The sequence below is a fragment of the Enterobacter sp. BNK-16 genome (assembly GCF_048684955.1).
GTDB lineage: Bacteria > Pseudomonadota > Gammaproteobacteria > Enterobacterales > Enterobacteriaceae > Enterobacter > Enterobacter bugandensis.
Genome location: NZ_JBLQTQ010000001.1, coordinates 2,770,517 through 2,786,047, shown reverse-complemented (window position 1 = coordinate 2,786,047; position 15,531 = coordinate 2,770,517). Strand labels below are relative to the sequence as shown.

Annotated in this window: 16 protein-coding genes; 9 read left to right on the top strand and 7 right to left on the bottom strand. The window is 54.8% G+C overall.

Going from position 1 to position 15,531, the window contains the following annotated elements; translation table 11 throughout:
* The first annotated feature begins 53 nt into the window (after positions 1–53).
* The gene (gene hspQ, locus ACMGGH_RS13230) at positions 54–371 is read left to right on the top strand and encodes a heat shock protein HspQ (RefSeq protein WP_008499919.1); all 318 of its coding nucleotides are present in this window, start codon (positions 54–56) and stop codon (positions 369–371) included.
* A gap of 37 nt (positions 372–408) precedes the next feature.
* Here hspQ and ACMGGH_RS13225 read toward each other — a convergent pair whose 3' ends face one another.
* Complete coding sequence (locus ACMGGH_RS13225; protein WP_028012609.1) at positions 409–822, bottom strand: CoA-binding protein; 414 nt, start codon at positions 820–822, stop codon at positions 409–411.
* Positions 823–995: 173 nt separating this feature from the next.
* On the opposite strand from ACMGGH_RS13225, the gene csgI reads away from it, so the two are divergent.
* A complete protein-coding gene (csgI, locus tag ACMGGH_RS13220) occupies positions 996–1,658 on the top strand; it encodes a curli synthesis inhibitor (protein WP_041910599.1) in 663 nt (220 codons plus the stop codon).
* 80 nt (positions 1,659–1,738) lie between these two features.
* Complete coding sequence (gene mgsA / locus ACMGGH_RS13215) at positions 1,739–2,197, top strand: methylglyoxal synthase (RefSeq protein WP_041912035.1); 459 nt, start codon at positions 1,739–1,741, stop codon at positions 2,195–2,197.
* 56 nt (positions 2,198–2,253) lie between these two features.
* On the opposite strand, the gene helD is transcribed toward mgsA, so the two are convergent.
* A complete protein-coding gene (gene helD, locus ACMGGH_RS13210) occupies positions 2,254–4,308 on the bottom strand; it encodes a DNA helicase IV (RefSeq protein WP_232948057.1) in 2,055 nt (684 codons plus the stop codon).
* Positions 4,309–4,431: 123 nt separating this feature from the next.
* On the opposite strand from helD, the gene ACMGGH_RS13205 reads away from it, so the two are divergent.
* Positions 4,432–4,878, top strand: a complete 447-nt coding sequence (locus tag ACMGGH_RS13205) for a YccF domain-containing protein (protein ID WP_041910601.1) — start codon at positions 4,432–4,434, stop codon at positions 4,876–4,878.
* Positions 4,879–4,897: 19 nt separating this feature from the next.
* Positions 4,898–7,060 (top strand): YccS family putative transporter, encoded by a 2,163-nt coding sequence (gene yccS, locus ACMGGH_RS13200; protein ID WP_232948056.1) that lies wholly within the window; start codon positions 4,898–4,900, stop codon positions 7,058–7,060.
* Here the strand turns inward: yccS and ACMGGH_RS13195 are convergent.
* Positions 7,017–7,643 (bottom strand): TfoX/Sxy family DNA transformation protein, encoded by a 627-nt coding sequence (locus ACMGGH_RS13195; RefSeq protein WP_028012603.1) that lies wholly within the window; start codon positions 7,641–7,643, stop codon positions 7,017–7,019. The genes yccS and ACMGGH_RS13195 overlap by 44 nt on opposite strands.
* Before the next feature lie 217 nt (positions 7,644–7,860).
* Here ACMGGH_RS13195 and sulA point away from each other — a divergent pair, with 217 nt between their 5' ends.
* Positions 7,861–8,370, top strand: coding sequence for an SOS-induced cell division inhibitor SulA (sulA, locus tag ACMGGH_RS13190; protein ID WP_232948377.1), 510 nt, complete (start codon positions 7,861–7,863; stop codon positions 8,368–8,370).
* A 354-nt stretch (positions 8,371–8,724) separates the two neighbouring features.
* Positions 8,725–9,780, top strand: a complete 1,056-nt coding sequence (gene ompA, locus ACMGGH_RS13185) for a porin OmpA (protein WP_108780329.1) — start codon at positions 8,725–8,727, stop codon at positions 9,778–9,780.
* A 63-nt stretch (positions 9,781–9,843) separates the two neighbouring features.
* Here the strand turns inward: ompA and matP are convergent, their stop codons facing one another.
* Positions 9,844–10,296: a macrodomain Ter protein MatP gene (gene matP / locus ACMGGH_RS13180; protein WP_023332611.1), complete on the bottom strand. Its 453-nt coding sequence runs from the start codon at positions 10,294–10,296 to the stop codon at positions 9,844–9,846.
* A gap of 185 nt (positions 10,297–10,481) precedes the next feature.
* Between matP and ACMGGH_RS13175 the strand changes: the two genes are divergently transcribed.
* Both ACMGGH_RS13175 and fabA read left to right on the top strand, forming a co-directional pair.
* On the top strand, positions 10,482–12,242 hold the full coding sequence (locus ACMGGH_RS13175) for an AAA family ATPase (protein WP_045261706.1): 1,761 nt from the start codon (positions 10,482–10,484) through the stop codon (positions 12,240–12,242).
* Positions 12,243–12,310: 68 nt separating this feature from the next.
* The gene (gene fabA / locus ACMGGH_RS13170; RefSeq protein WP_000227926.1) at positions 12,311–12,829 is read left to right on the top strand and encodes a bifunctional 3-hydroxydecanoyl-ACP dehydratase/trans-2-decenoyl-ACP isomerase; all 519 of its coding nucleotides are present in this window, start codon (positions 12,311–12,313) and stop codon (positions 12,827–12,829) included.
* A gap of 71 nt (positions 12,830–12,900) precedes the next feature.
* Here fabA and rmf read toward each other — a convergent pair whose 3' ends face one another.
* The 3 genes from rmf to pqiB all read right to left on the bottom strand — a co-directional run bounded on the left by rmf (position 12,901) and on the right by pqiB (position 15,527).
* Positions 12,901–13,068: a ribosome modulation factor gene (gene rmf, locus ACMGGH_RS13165; protein ID WP_013097261.1), complete on the bottom strand. Its 168-nt coding sequence runs from the start codon at positions 13,066–13,068 to the stop codon at positions 12,901–12,903.
* A gap of 255 nt (positions 13,069–13,323) precedes the next feature.
* Positions 13,324–13,890: a membrane integrity-associated transporter subunit PqiC gene (gene pqiC, locus ACMGGH_RS13160; protein WP_028012599.1), complete on the bottom strand. Its 567-nt coding sequence runs from the start codon at positions 13,888–13,890 to the stop codon at positions 13,324–13,326.
* Positions 13,887–15,527: an intermembrane transport protein PqiB gene (gene pqiB / locus ACMGGH_RS13155; RefSeq protein ID WP_028012598.1), complete on the bottom strand. Its 1,641-nt coding sequence runs from the start codon at positions 15,525–15,527 to the stop codon at positions 13,887–13,889. The genes pqiC and pqiB overlap by 4 nt, the downstream gene beginning before the upstream one ends.
* Positions 15,528–15,531: the final 4 nt, after the last annotated feature.

Below are 15,531 nucleotides of genomic sequence, written 5' to 3'. Positions count from 1 at the left end.
AGAGAAATATTGCCCGCACTTAATGTGTAAGTCGTATTTCCCGGGAGGTGACTATGATTGCCAGCAAATTCGGTATCGGCCAGCAGGTCCGCCACACTTTGCTAGGGTATTTGGGTGTGGTCGTGGATATCGACCCGGAGTATTCTCTTGATGAACCGTCAGCGGACGAGCTGGCGGTGAACGCAGAGCTTCGCGCTGCACCCTGGTACCATGTGGTGATGGAAGGTGACGACGGACAACCCGTACATACCTACCTTGCCGAAGCGCAGCTGAGTAGCGAGCTGCAGGAAGAGCATCCGGAACAACCCACGATGGATGAACTTGCTCAGACTATCCGCAAACAGTTACAGGCTCCGCGCCTGCGGAACTAAGCGTGTAAAAAAAGCCCGATGAACGGGCTTTTTTTTATTACTTCGCCAGCCCCAGACGGGGGATATCGATCGCCGGACAGCGATCCATAACCACCTTCAATCCCGCATCCCGCGCCAGCACGGCAGCCTGCTCGTTAATCACGCCCAGCTGCATCCACAATGTTTTCGCCCCGACGGCAATCGCGTCCTGCGCTACTTCCCACGCCGCCTCGGAATTACGGAAGACATCGACCATATCAATTTTTTCCGGCACGTCAGCGAGCGTGGCATAACCCTGTTGGCCCAGTAAGGTTTTACCCGCCACTTTTGGCGACACCGGGATGACGTGATAGCCCTGATCGAGAAGGTATTTCATCACCCGATAGCTGGGACGGTCGGGTTTATCGCTCGCGCCCACCAGCGCAATGGTACGCGTGGATGTCAGAATCTCGGCAATATCATTCTCTTTCATGGTTTTTCTCCTGGCTTTTTTAAAAGTGTACGCCAAAGCGCACATCTCAACCATCCATCCCATACAGATGTATGAGGGCAAAACGGCAAAATATGTCTATATGTTAGTAAACGTGATTATCGAAAGATTTAGATACATTAATGCGGCGACAGTATCTCTGACGGGAGCCTTCTATGAAAACCGGTTTTGCCACTGCTCTGATTGCGTTAGCGATGCCGGTTTGCGTTTTTGCCACCACGCTTCGGCTCTCTGGCGACATTGATCTTCTGGTTCTGGACGGGAAAAAGGTTTCCAGCTCGTTATTGCGCGGGGCTGACAGCATTGAGTTAGATAACGGGCCGCATCAGCTGGTGTTCCGGGTCGAAAAAGCGATCGGCCTGACTAACCATGAGCAGCGGATGTACATCTCTCCGCCGCTGATTGTCAGCTTTAATACCCGGCAAATCAGCCAGGTGAACATTACCCTGCCTCGCCTTGAAACGGAGAAGGAATCAGCGGCCTTCGACGCCTCGCCGCGCGTTGAGCTGCTGGACGGGAATGCAATGCCGATCCCGGTCAAGCTGGATATTCTGGCGTTGACCAGCGCCACAAAAAGCCCGGACTACGAGGCCGCAACGCAGGTCTATAACAAAGCCGGCAAACGCGCCTCCCTTCCGCAGTTTGCTACCATGATGGCGGACGACAGTACGCTGCTATCCGGTGTCTCGGAACTGGACGTCATTCCGCCGCAGTCCCAGAGCCTGACGGAACAGCGCCTTAAATTCTGGTTCCAGCAGGCCGATCCCGACACGCGGGCCCGGTTTTTACAGTGGGCAAAGCAACAACCTTCATCTTAAGCCACATTTTTTACGCCTTTCTCTTGCAGCGTCAGACGGTTCCCGTCATCGTGTAGTCAGTTAACCTGATGGATATGATTATGGAACTGACAACACGCACGCTGCCTGAACGCAAACACATTGCGCTGGTGGCGCACGATCACTGTAAACAAATGCTGCTTAACTGGGTTCGCCGCCATCAGCCGCTACTGGAAAAGCATGCCCTCTCGGCGACCGGCACTACCGGTAACCTGATCCAGCGCGAAACGGGTCTGGAGGTGAATGCGATGCTGAGCGGCCCGATGGGCGGCGATCAGCAGGTCGGGGCGCAGATTTCCGAAGGGAAAATTGATGTGCTGATCTTCTTCTGGGATCCGCTGAATGCGGTTCCGCACGATCCGGATGTCAAAGCGCTGCTGCGTCTGGCAACGGTGTGGAATATTCCGGTGGCGACGAACCTGTCAACGGCGGATTTCATCATTGAATCACCGCAGTTTAACTCGCCGGTTGAGATCCTTATTCCGGACTATCAGCGCTATCTTTCCGAGAGACTGAAGTAGCTTTTTTGCCGGGTGGCGGCTACGTCTACCCGGCCTGGAAATCTTGCCTGACGCCGTTATGGCTTTCTCGCCACCGGCACGTCAATACTCTTCAGAATATCGACAAACACGGATGGCTCCTCTTTATTGAACAGCAGCCACACGCGATGACGCGCGCGGGTGATGGCCACGTACAGCAAACGCCGTTCTTCGGCATCCGGGAAGTCTTCCGGCACCGGCAGCAGGGCCTCTTCCATGACCGACTCGCGGGCCGGAGCCGGGAATCCGTCGCTGCCCTCCTTCAGCCCCACCACAATCACATAATCGGCCTGCTGCCCTTTGCTGGCGTGAATGGTCATAAATTCTAGCTGCAGTTTCGGCCAGCGGGTAGCGGCTTTTTCCAGCGCAGCAGGCTTAAGGTGATGATAACGCGCCAGCACCAGGATACGTTCATCGGGTTTCGCATAGCCGCTGAGCTTGTCCAGCAGCGGCTCCAGCTGGTCATCCGCCAGCAGGGTGACCGCTTTTTTATCCCCTGCCCGCAGGCTGTTTAGCGGCTTGGCCAGCTGATGCGGATTCTGCTGGATAAAGCGGTTGGCGATTTCACCAATCCGTGAATTGAAGCGGTATGTCGTGTCCAGATCGCTGCGGTCGCCTTCACCAAAATAGTGGTGGAACGCGGTCGTCAGTGAAAGCTGAGCCCCGCTGAAGCGGTAGATGGCCTGCCAGTCGTCACCCACCGCGAACAGCGAGGTATGTTTGTTTTGCGCCCGCAGCGCCGAGAGCAGTGCCGCACGCTGGGGTGAGATATCCTGGAACTCATCCACCAGAATATGCTTCCACGGGCTGACAAAGCGCCCCTTATCCAGAATGACGATCGCCTGATGGATAAGACCGGAGAAATCAACGGCATTTTCCTCTTTCAGCGCGGTTTTCCAGGCTTTCAATAGCGGAGCCATCAGCTTGACCCGTTTTGAAAACAGATCGCGGATCGCCTCCGGCGCGCTTTCAATCATCTCTGCCTGCGAGCCGCCGTGCATCCGCATCAGGCTGACCCAACGGTCAAGACGCGAGCCGAGCCGACGCGCCAGTTTTTCATCCTGCCAGAAGCTGCCCTCCGGCACCTCCCAGTTGAGTTCCTCTTCCAGCCATTGACGCCACCCTTTCGCCTGCGCCTTTTTCTCACTGCACTGCTGACGCCACGTTTTAATAAGCAAAGCCTGTCGCGCCTGCGCGTCGTTTTCCAGTTTACTGATGGCAGGCACTTTTTTACTGCCCTGCTGAATGATATGCAGCGCGAGGGCATGGAAGGTTCTGGCGGTAATATCCCGGGTGTGCAGCCGTTCCTGGATGCGTTCGTCCATCTCCTGTGCCGCCTTACGGCCAAAAGCCAGAAGCAGGATCTGATCGGCAACGGCCTCTCCGGTGGTGAGAAGCCAGCCCGCACGCGCCACCAGCACCGACGTTTTACCGCTTCCGGCCCCCGCCAGCACCAGCAGCGACTGCTCGCCGTTCACCACCGCGCGCGCCTGAGCAGGGTTGAGCGGTGAAGACTCCACCGTACTGAAAAAGTCGGCGTATTGGGTGAGCATGGCGTCCGTCCAGGCCTGGTTATGCGCCAGCCGGCTTTTATCCATATCGTTCAGCCAGGCCTGGCACTGACGCCAGGCATCGCGACAATTGTCGAACTCATCAAGACGCGTCACGGAGAGCGGCAGCGCCGAAAGTGCCTGTCGAATCTTTTGCTGCAGACCGGCGGTCTGCTGGCGCGTCAGCCACGTTTGCTGCGCGTTGCTTTGCGCGATATCGTCCAGCACCTGCTGCAGCACCTGAGCGGCAATCACGCTCATGTCGTGGCTCCACTGCTGCCAGAGCGCGTTCAGGTGATGGTGGAAACGCTGGGTTTCCGCCCACTCGGTACCGTGAAGGCGCACGACTTTGTCGTCAGGCAGAACGAACTCGAGCTCGCCCCACACCAGCCCGCGCTTGCAGTGAATAGCCAGAAGCTGATTAAACGGAATAAGGTATTCGTGGCGTTCTCCGGAGACTTTAACCCCGGCGTTGAGCAGAACAACTCTGTCATAGGGGTGTTGCGCCAGGCGTTTGCCTAAAGAAGTTGCTTTCAGTTCCATGTCCCGCCAAATCCACGAAGAGATAATTTACCTGACAGTTTAACTGCCAGTTTTAAGGTGCTCCAGCCTAAAAAAACGTTACAATCATTGGGCGTTAATTTTATCGAAAGGAAGTGAGGGTTTATGCGTACCGTTCTGAATGTGTTGAATTTTGTGCTGGGCGGTTTTGCCACCACCCTTTCCTGGCTTTTTGCCACGCTGGTGAGCATCGTCCTGATTTTCACCCTTCCCCTGACCCGTTCCTGCTGGGAAATCACGAAACTCTCGTTCATCCCCTACGGTAACGAAGCTATCCACGTTAACGAGCTGAACCCGGAGAGCAAAAGCGCCCTGATGAATACGGGGGGAACTTTGCTGAACATTCTGTGGCTGATTTTCTTCGGCTGGTGGCTGTGCATCATGCATATTTTTGCCGGTATTGCGCAGTGCATTTCAATAATTGGTATTCCGGTCGGGCTCGCGAACTTTAAGATCGCCGCCATCGCCCTTTGGCCCGTCGGGCGCAGGGTGGTTCCGGTTGAAGTGGCCCAGGCGGCGCGTGAAGCGAACGCACGTCGACGTTTTCAGTAAATAAGGACTGGCCGCGTTTATGCTAAGTCCACTGCTTCGCCGTTATACCTGGAACAGCGCCTGGCTCTACAACGTCAGGATATTTATCGCGCTTTGCGGCACGGCTGCCCTGCCGTGGTGGCTGAATGATGTCAAGCTCACCATCCCGCTCACGCTGGGGGTGGTGGCCGGGGCGCTGGCGGATCTGGACGATCGCCTGGCCGGGCGTTTGCGGAATCTGGTCATTACGCTCGTCTGTTTTTTTATCGCCTCCGCGTCCGTTGAGTTACTTTTCCCCTGGCCGTGGCTGTTTGCCCTTGGCCTTACACTCTCCACCAGCGGGTTTATTTTGCTGGGCGGTCTGGGGCAGCGCTATGCCACTATCGCCTTTGGGGCCCTGCTGATCGCCATCTACACCATGCTGGGCGTTTCCCTGTACGACCAGTGGTATCAGCAGCCTGTGCTGCTGCTGTTGGGCGCCATCTGGTATAACCTGCTGACGTTAACCGGCCACCTAATCTTCCCGGTTCGTCCTCTGCAGGATAACCTTGCCCGCAGCTATGAGCAGCTAGCCCATTATCTGGAACTGAAATCCCGGCTGTTCGACCCGGATATTGAGGAAGAAAGCCAGGCGCCGCTTTACGATCTGGCGCTGGCAAACGGCCAGCTGGTCGCCACCCTTAACCAGACGAAAGCCTCGCTGCTTACCCGTCTGCGCGGGGATCGCGGCCAGCGCGGCACGCGCAGAACCTTGCACTACTATTTTGCCGCTCAGGACATTCATGAGCGCGCCAGCTCCTCGCACGTTCAGTATGCCGCCCTGCGCGAGAAGTTCCGCTACAGCGACGTCATGTTCCGCTTTCAGCGCCTGCTGTCCATGCAGTCACAGGCATGCCAGCAGCTCGCGCGCTCCATTCTTTTGCGCACGCCCTATCAGCACGACTCCCGCTTCGAACGCGTGTTTAGCCATCTTGATGCGGCGCTCGACCGCGTGCAGGCCAGCGGAACGTCACCGGAACAGATCAAAGCGCTGGGTTTTCTGCTCAACAACCTGCGGGCGATTGATGCTCAGTTGGCGACGATTGAGTCCGAGCAGGCGATGGCACTGCCGGGCAGCGAGGTGGATAACCAGCTTGCAGATGACAGCGTGCACAGCGTCAGCGATATGTGGCTAAGGCTGAGCCGCAACTTCACGCCGGAGTCGGCGCTGTTTCGTCACGCGGTGCGGATGTCCCTGGTCTTATGCGTGGGGTATGCTTTTATCCAGATAACCGGTTTGCACCACGGCTACTGGATCCTGCTGACCAGCCTGTTTGTCTGTCAGCCGAACTATAACGCCACCCGACACCGCCTGGCATTGCGTATTATCGGCACCCTGGTCGGCGTCGCCATTGGCCTTCCGGTGCTTTATTTCGTGCCGTCCATTGAAGGACAGCTGATCCTGATCGTGATCACCGGCGTGTTGTTCTTCGCGTTTCGCAACGTGCAGTACGCCCATGCCACAATGTTCATCACGCTGCTGGTTCTGCTCTGCTTTAACCTGCTGGGTGAAGGGTTCGAGGTCGCCCTGCCCCGCGTACTCGATACCCTGATTGGCTGCGCTATCGCCTGGGCCGCCGTCAGCTTTATCTGGCCGGACTGGCGTTTCCGTAATCTACCGCGCGTGTTAGACAGGGCTATGAACGCCAACTGCCGATACCTGGATGCCATCCTGGAGCAGTATCATCAGGGCCGCGATAACCGCCTGGCTTACCGGATAGCGCGCCGCGATGCGCACAACAGCGATGCGGAACTGGCCTCGGTGGTCTCTAACATGTCAACGGAGCCTCGCGCCACGGCCGAGATTCGTGAGACGGCTTTCCGGCTGCTCTGCCTGAACCATACCTTCACCAGCTATATTTCCACGCTGGGCGCCCACCGCGAAAAACTCACCAACCCGGGCATCCTCAATCTGCTGGATGACGCGGTCTGTTATGTCGATGATGCACTGCATCACCGGCCAGCCGATGAACCGCGCGTGAGACAGGCGCTGGATGAACTTACCCAACGTATTGCGCATCTTGAGCCTGGAAACGACAGCAAAGCGCCTCTGGTGTTGCAGCAGATTGGCCTGCTTATCGCCCTGCTGCCAGAAATTTGCCGGCTGCAACAGCAAATCGCTAGCTGGAGGAGTGATTCTCCTGTGGCTCAGGCAGCGCATTAAACCACTCCGTCAACTCCCGGCGAATGCCGGCCGGGAGTGCCGCCTCATGCAGCCCCTCGATCGCCCCTTCCAGCGCGAATAGCACTTTGATACTCAGCGCTTTATTTTTCGCCCGCATCTTCAGCCAGCTCTCCCTTGCGCCAAGCGCCCGCAGTGTTTCTTCGTTGGTGATGCCCGCTTCAAAGAGCAACACTTCCAGCTGAAAGGTCAGGTTTGGCAGGTCCTTAAGTCGATTGCGCTGATGCCGCTGGTAACGCTCTTTTCTTGCCGCATTAAGTGCGAAAGTGGAGAGCTGAAGCAGACGCTCCCTGTCCTGCCATAGTCCGTCATCCACCCGGTAATAGTTGAGAAGCACCGGACGGCCCCGCTTCATCAGGGTCAAAAAAGACGCGGCATTTTTCACACAGTATTTCGCACTTTCTTCACAGGCACGGAGGTAGAGCTCACCTTCTGACACCATGGCAAAAACCGCATCATCCACTGCCAGGGTATAGCCGCCGAACAGCGCGCGATGATGAATTTCACCCAGTGGTGACAGGTATTCCTGGGATTTATAAATCCGTTCATAAGATATCTTTTTCATGATATTTCCCTTCAAAATCATAAAGTAACAACGAAATTTCTTACTAGCGGATCCGTTAGCAGGAAAATAGGCAACTTAGCGTCGTTGAGCAAGATGATTTTTCGAAGGGCATCAACATTGAATGAATTTTGCGAGTCGCTTTCCGAAAATGAGGTTGATCTTTATGCATACAGGGGTTACTGTATATCCATACAGTAACTACAGGGCTGGAATGAATATGTACACTTCAGGCTATGCAAATCGCTCAACTTCTCTCTCCTCAACCGCGGGCACTGTCGCGCAGAACACCGTTGAGGGTGCTTCGACGGGGCTTATTAGTGAAGTGGTTTACCGTGAAGACCAGCCTCTGTTGACCCAACTCTTGCTGCTTCCGTTATTACAGCAGCTTGGTCAGCAATCACGCTGGCAGCTCTGGCTGACGCCACAGCAAAAACTGAGCCGCCAATGGGTGCAGTCTGCGGGCCTGCCGCTGGCAAAGGTTATGCAGATCAACCAGCTTTCTCCCTGCGATACCGTCGAATCGATGATTCGCGCGTTACGCACCGGAAATTACAGCGTGGTGATCGGGTGGTTACCGGAAGAATTGACGGAAGAGGAACATTTTCGTCTGACCGAAGCGGCTGAAGAAGGGAATGCGATCGGGTTTATCATGCGCCCGGTTCGTCCAGATTCTTATCGCAGAGGACAACTTTCTGGGCTAAAAATTCACTCAAATTTGTATCATTGAGTGAAATTAAGATTTTTCCTGGAATTTTTTTTGACCGCAGGATGCGGTTTTAGTTCCCGGCCTCAAAATTGCGGCAAGGCTTGTCTGGTGCGGTTCTCCTTAATTTTATTGCACAAAATTCGTTCTAAAAATGTTAAATAATAGGTATACGGAACTTTTTTTTTCATATGCCTGACAGACTTCACACTTGTAAGTTTTCAGCTACGTTGTAGACTTTACATCGCCAGGGGTGCTCGGCCTAAGCCGAAGATATCGGTAGATTTATATTTGACCACGCCCCCCGGTGAAGGATTTAACCGTGATTCTCTCTTGAGACCTTCATGGCGAATTTTGGATGATAACGAGGCGCAAAAAATGAAAAAGACAGCTATCGCGATTGCAGTGGCACTGGCTGGCTTCGCTACCGTAGCGCAGGCCGCTCCGAAAGATAATACCTGGTATGCAGGTGGTAAACTGGGCTGGTCTCAGTTCCATGACACTGGCTGGTACAACAGCAGCCTGAACAACGATGGCCCTACTCACGAGAGCCAGCTTGGTGCAGGTGCGTTCGGTGGCTATCAGGTTAACCCGTATGTTGGCTTTGAAATGGGTTACGACTGGTTAGGTCGTATGCCATACAAAGGCGACACCATCAATGGCGCTTTCAAAGCTCAGGGCGTTCAGCTGACCGCTAAACTGGGTTACCCAGTAACTGACGATCTGGACGTGTACACCCGTCTGGGCGGCATGGTATGGCGTGCAGACTCCAGCAACAACATCGCTGGCGACGACCATGACACTGGCGTTTCCCCAGTATTCGCTGGTGGCGTTGAGTGGGCTATGACCCGTGACATCGCTACCCGTCTGGAATACCAGTGGGTTAACAACATCGGTGACGGTGCTACCGTTGGCGTTCGTCCAGACAACGGCATGCTGAGCGTAGGTGTTTCCTACCGTTTCGGCCAGCAGGAAGATGCAGCACCAGTTGTTGCTCCAGCGCCGGCTCCAGCTCCAGAAGTACAGACCAAGCACTTCACTCTGAAGTCTGACGTTCTGTTCAACTTCAACAAAGCGACCCTGAAACCAGAAGGTCAGCAGGCACTGGATCAGCTGTACACCCAGCTGAGCAACCTGGATCCTAAAGACGGTTCTGTAGTGGTTCTGGGCTTCACCGACCGCATCGGTTCTGACGCTTACAACCAGAAACTGTCTGAGAAACGTGCTCAGTCTGTTGTTGATTACCTGATCTCTAAAGGTATCCCAGCTAACAAGATCTCCCCACGTGGTATGGGCGAATCTAACCCAGTTACTGGCAACACCTGTGACAACGTTAAAGCTCGCGCTGCACTGATCGACTGCCTGGCACCAGATCGTCGCGTAGAGATCGAAGTTAAAGGCGTTAAAGACGTTGTAACTCAGCCAGCGGCATAAGTTATCGTCTTATAAAAAAACCCCGCCATGCGGGGTTTTTTATTGTCTGAAGAAAACTAAAAGCTATTTTTTGCCCAACAACGCCTGAAGGTCGTTTTTCAGCGACGACATCTGGTTGGCGTACTTCTCTTTATGTTCGGCATCCTCAATCAACTGCACGATGGTTTCCGACAGGGTCTTACCACGCCGTTGTGCCAGCCCGGCCAGACGCTGCCAGACCACGAACTCCAGATCGATGGATTTTTTCCGGGTATGCTGATGCTCAGCATTAAAATGCCGTTTACGTCGCGCGCGGATAGTTTGCTTCATCCGGTTTAACAACGCAGGATTAATGTGCTTCTCAATCCAGCCATTGACCTGTACCGGTTCATTTTCGAGGGTCAGCAAAATATCCACGGCTTCTTGCGCAGCGCTGGCTTCGATGTAGCAGGTGATCAGCTCCCCTTCACGGTGCTTTTTGACCAGGTACTTCCATTTCCAGCCGCTTTCGAGATTTTCCAGTTGTTGATATTTCATTGCGATCTCAGTGTTACCACGTAACTCTGTTCAGAATATCAGTTTTTTAGCAATCTGCTGAAAAGAAATCATATCCTGTGAGTGACTGCAGCCAATCCGCCTGCTGAAACACCAATCCTGCTTGGGTAGAGCCCCCCGCTTACGGTATACTCCACGCTTTTACATCTGACTAAAAAACATCAACTTTGACCATTACGAAACTAGCATGGCGTGACCTTGTTCCGGATGCCGAGAGCTATCAGGAACTGTTTGCACAGCCCGATCTCGCAAAAGAACACGAATTCATCCTTAGCGATACGCAACCACGCTTACATTATGCGCTGGAGCAGACGTTAAGCCCGTGGGCGACATCGCCCTTCATGCTGCTGAAAGCCCCGGAAGAAGCGGAATATCTGTCGCTGCTTGGGGATGCCACGCGCCAGCTGCGGCCAGACACCACCGCGGTATTTGGCGGCCAGTATCGTATCGCGGGGCATAATATTACCTTCGGACCGGCGGACCAGGCCGACGGTCGTTTTGCTGCTAACGGCGAGGTAATTACCGCTAATTGGGTCGAGGCTGAACAGCTGTTTGGCTGTCTGCGCCAGTTTAACGGCGAGCTTTCCCTGCAGCCGGGGCTGGTGCATCGCGCAAACGGCGGCGTGCTCATCATCTCTCTGCGCACTTTGCTCTCGCAGCCGCTGCTGTGGATGCGTCTGAAAACCGTTGTGACCCAACAGCGCTTTGACTGGGTCGGTTACGATGAGTCTCGTCCTCTTCCTGTCTCCGTGCCGTCAATGCCGCTGTCGCTGACCGTCGTGCTGATGGGTGACCGCGAATCGCTGGCGGACTTCCAGGAGATGGAGCCGGAACTGGCCGAACAGGCAGTTTACAGCGAATACGAAGACAACATTCAGATTGCCGATGCGGACGATATGGCGCAGTGGTGTCAGTGGGTGATGGCCGTGGCGGAACGTTTTGCATTGCCAGCGCCTGCCGCCGACGCGTGGCCGGGTTTAATCCGCGAAGCCGTTCGCTATACCGGTGACCAGGAAACCTTGCCGCTCTGCCCGCTCTGGATCGGCAAGCAGCTGCGTGAAGTCGGTACGATCAGCGGTAACGGTGCGTTTACTGGCGAACAGCTCACGCAGATGCTGGCGCAGCGAGAGTGGCGCGAAGGCTATCTTGCTGACCGCATGCAGGATGAAATTCTGCTGGAACAAATTCTGGTCGAGACAGAAGGCGAACGCGTTGGGCAGATCAACGCCCTCTCAGTGATCGAGTTTCCTGGCCATCCGCGCGCGTTCGGTGAACCCTCGCGAATCAGCTGCGTTGTGCATATTGGCGACGGCGAGTTTACCGATATTGAACGCAAGGCCGAACTGGGCGGCAACATTCACGCCAAAGGCATGATGATCATGCAGGCATTTTTGATGTCTGAGCTGCAGCTTGAGCAGCAAATCCCCTTCTCCGCCTCGCTGACGTTTGAGCAGTCCTACAGCGAAGTGGATGGCGATAGTGCCTCAATGGCGGAGCTGTGCGCCTTAATCAGTGCCCTGGCGGACGTGCCGATCAACCAGAACATTGCTATTACCGGTTCGGTCGATCAATTTGGTCGTGCTCAGCCCGTTGGCGGTCTGAATGAAAAAATTGAAGGCTTCTTCTCTGTCTGTCAGCAGCGCGGTTTAAACGGCAAACAGGGTGTGATTATTCCGGCGCCTAACGTACGCCATCTCAGCCTGTGCCAGGATATTCTGGACGCGGTTGAACAGGAACAATTCGCCATCTGGGCCATCGAAGGGATTGAGGATGCACTACCCTTACTGACAAACCTGGTTTGGGATGGCGAAGGTCAGACAACTTTGATGCAGACTATCCAGGAGCGCATTGCTCAGGCGACGCAGCAGGATGCTCGCCATCGTTATCCATGGCCGTTACGCTGGCTGGGCTGGTTCAGTTCGAACTGATCGGACTTGTTCAGCGTACACGTGTTAGCTATCCTGCGTCCTTCACTAAAATAAGGCTTACTGAGAACATGGTAGATAAACGCGAATCCTATACAAAAGAAGATCTTCTTGCCTCTGGTCGCGGAGAACTGTTTGGCGCGAAAGGCCCACAGTTACCGGCCCCGAACATGCTGATGATGGACCGTGTCGTGAAAATGACCGAAACCGGCGGCAACTTCGATAAGGGTTACGTAGAAGCAGAACTCGATATCAACCCGGACCTGTGGTTCTTCGGTTGCCACTTTATTGGCGATCCGGTAATGCCTGGCTGCCTGGGCCTGGATGCCATGTGGCAGCTGGTTGGCTTCTATCTGGGCTGGCTGGGTGGTGAAGGTAAAGGCCGCGCGCTGGGCGTGGGCGAAGTGAAATTCACTGGTCAGGTTCTGCCTACGGCGAAGAAAGTCACCTATCGTATTCACTTCAAGCGCATCGTTAACCGTCGCCTGATTATGGGCCTGGCGGATGGCGAAGTGCTGGTAGACGGTCGTCTGATCTATACCGCGAACGACCTGAAAGTGGGTCTGTTCCAGGACACTTCCGCGTTCTGATATCGCTTTAAGCGACCCCGGAAAGGCGAAACCTCCGCAGTGCGGAGGTTTCTTTTTTTAAAGAGACGTTATCAGGCTATAAGTGCCCTGTCGCCGATGGCTTCTCGCCAGCCTCCAAGCCATTGTGACCTTTGATTTATCGTCTGATAAGGACACATTTCTTTCGAACGTCCAGCGATGCCGGCCTGATAACCACGTTGATGAGCCCGTTCCAGGCGATCTCGTTTCTGTCTCTTCATGCCTCGTTTCCCTCATTCTTTTGTCTGGTGGAAAGAAAACAGTGTCCGCGCCAGATGCGCAGGCACAGATAACGAATACCCCGAATTAGTCCCAGCGTCAACGTTCAAAATTCATACGGGTGTCATATTTGTGAGCTAGCCAGAAGATCATTTGTACAAAAAATGTGACCCGGCACAAGTAACAACCTGACGCAAAAACGAAAAAAAACCGCAATCAGCACCAGGCCGATTGCGGTTTTGGACGATGAATTTTACTTATGGCAGCCGGGAAATTTCCCTGGCGATACTGGCTGACTCCTGCGCCCAACCCTGAGCCAGCACTTTCACCATTTCATCATAGCCATCCTTCTGCTGCTTCAGCTCCAGATGGAAAGGACGCTTAATCAGCTGTCCCTGATGATTCAACAGCCACTCGCCGCTGATGACAACGGCACCGTCATAACGGCCGTGGAAGCCCGTTACCGTGACGTTCAGTGTGTCCTGATCGCTTCCCAAAGGCTGGGAGGCAACAACCCAGCCCGGAAGCTGGCTGCCCAGATTCGCCACCAGCGTATTGCGTAACTGCTGGTCCAGCGGGCTGGCCCACAGGTTGTTGTTAGCGATAACGTACTGTACATCGCTGGTCTGATAGACCACCCCGTTGCCGGCCAGGTAATCCGGCACGGCGACCTGCTCAACCCACAGCAGACGGTTGCCCTGCGAGGCGGAACTTTGCGTAACCGCCTGCGTCACCAGAGGCAGTTGGTAGTAGCTTTTCGTTTCGCTCCCGGAGCTGCAGGCCGTGAGTACCATCGCTCCTGCAATCGCTAGCCATTTTTTCATTGTTTCGCCCTCTTCGGCTCAGGATCCTTTTTATCTTTCGCTTCGAACACCAGCGCGTTGCTCTTCTCGTTGAGCGTTTTCAGAACCGGCTGCAGTTCACGCAAGACCTGATCGAGACGCTGCATATCTGCCACCATCTTGTTGTACGCCGCCGAGCCAGGCTGGAAGCCCTGCATACTGCGATTCAGCTCGCGCAGCGTTTTCTGCATATCCTGCGGCAGCTGCTGCATACTCTGGTTTGCAGTAATCTTGTTGATGTTATCCAGCGTGGTCTGCAGGCGCTGCATTGTCGCCTGGCTTTGATGTAACGAACCTGTCGCCGCCTCAATCATTGGGTTCAGAGGCAGATTGTTAATTTTATCCAGCGTTTCCATGAGACGCTGCTGGATCTGGGCCAGACCGCTGCTTACCGTTGGGATGATCTTGTAACCACCAAATTCACGCATACCGGTAATCGGCGGCGCTTTTGGATAGAAGTCCATATCGACATACAGTGCGCCGGTCACCAGGTTACCGGTTTTCAACGAGCCGCGCAGACCGCGATTCATCAGGTCGGTGATGTGCTCGCCGATATCCTGATTCTCACCAATCTGGTTGATCAGGCGCTCAGGCTCAATGCGGATCAGCACCGGAATACGGTAATCATCATCAAGCATCTGCTTAAGGCCTGGAACAAAGTAAGGCACTTGTCCCACCGTCCCCAGACGAATACCGCGGAACTCAACGGGCGCCCCAGGCTGCAGGCCGCGAACAGAATCCTTAAAGAACATCAGGTAGTCGATGTGATCGGTATAGAGTGCATCCTGAATGCTTTTTTGATCGTCGAACAGGCGGAAAGCGGTGTTCTCCGCAACTGGCTGCCCCAGGTCCAGACCTTCGGGTACGTCAAAACTTACGCCGCCGCCAAACAGTGTTGTCAGCGAGCCCATTTCTACACGCATGCCCGCCGAGGTCAGATCCACCGCGATGCCGCTGTCTTTCCAGAAACGGACGTTGCTGGTAACCAGACGATCGTTAGGCGCATTGATGAACAGCTGATAGCTGATGGATCTTTTCTGAGGATCGAAGGTGCTCTTCTCCACCGAACCCACGCGATAGCCGCGGAAAAGTACCGGGTCGCCCGCCGTGAGCTGGCCCGCTTTTTTACTGTCGAGGATCACGCGGATACCTTTTGCATCAGGCGGTGCTAACGGCGGTGAATCCAGAAGCTGGTACTGCGCCGGCTGGCTGCCTTTTGCACCCGGCTGCAGTTCGATGTAGGCACCTGAGAGCAGCGTTCCTAAGCCGCTGATCCCTTCACGTCCCACCTGCGGTTTAACCACCCAGAAAACAGAATCGCCGTGCAGGAGTTTTTCCATGCCGGCATTAAGACGCGCCTTAATCTCCACATGGGTTAAATCGTCGGTCAGGGTTGCGCTTTCCACCACGCCCACATCCACGCTGCGGCTTTTAATGGTCGTTTTACCGCCCTCAATTCCTTCGGCATTGGTGGTAATCAGCGTCACTTCCGGTCCCTGATGGCTGTAGTGATAAAACAGGATCCATGCACCGATCAGCGCGGTCACGATGGGGAAAATCCACACCGGCGACCAGTTTTTGACCTTCTGCACTTTCGCCTCTCCACTCTTATTTTCCATGCTC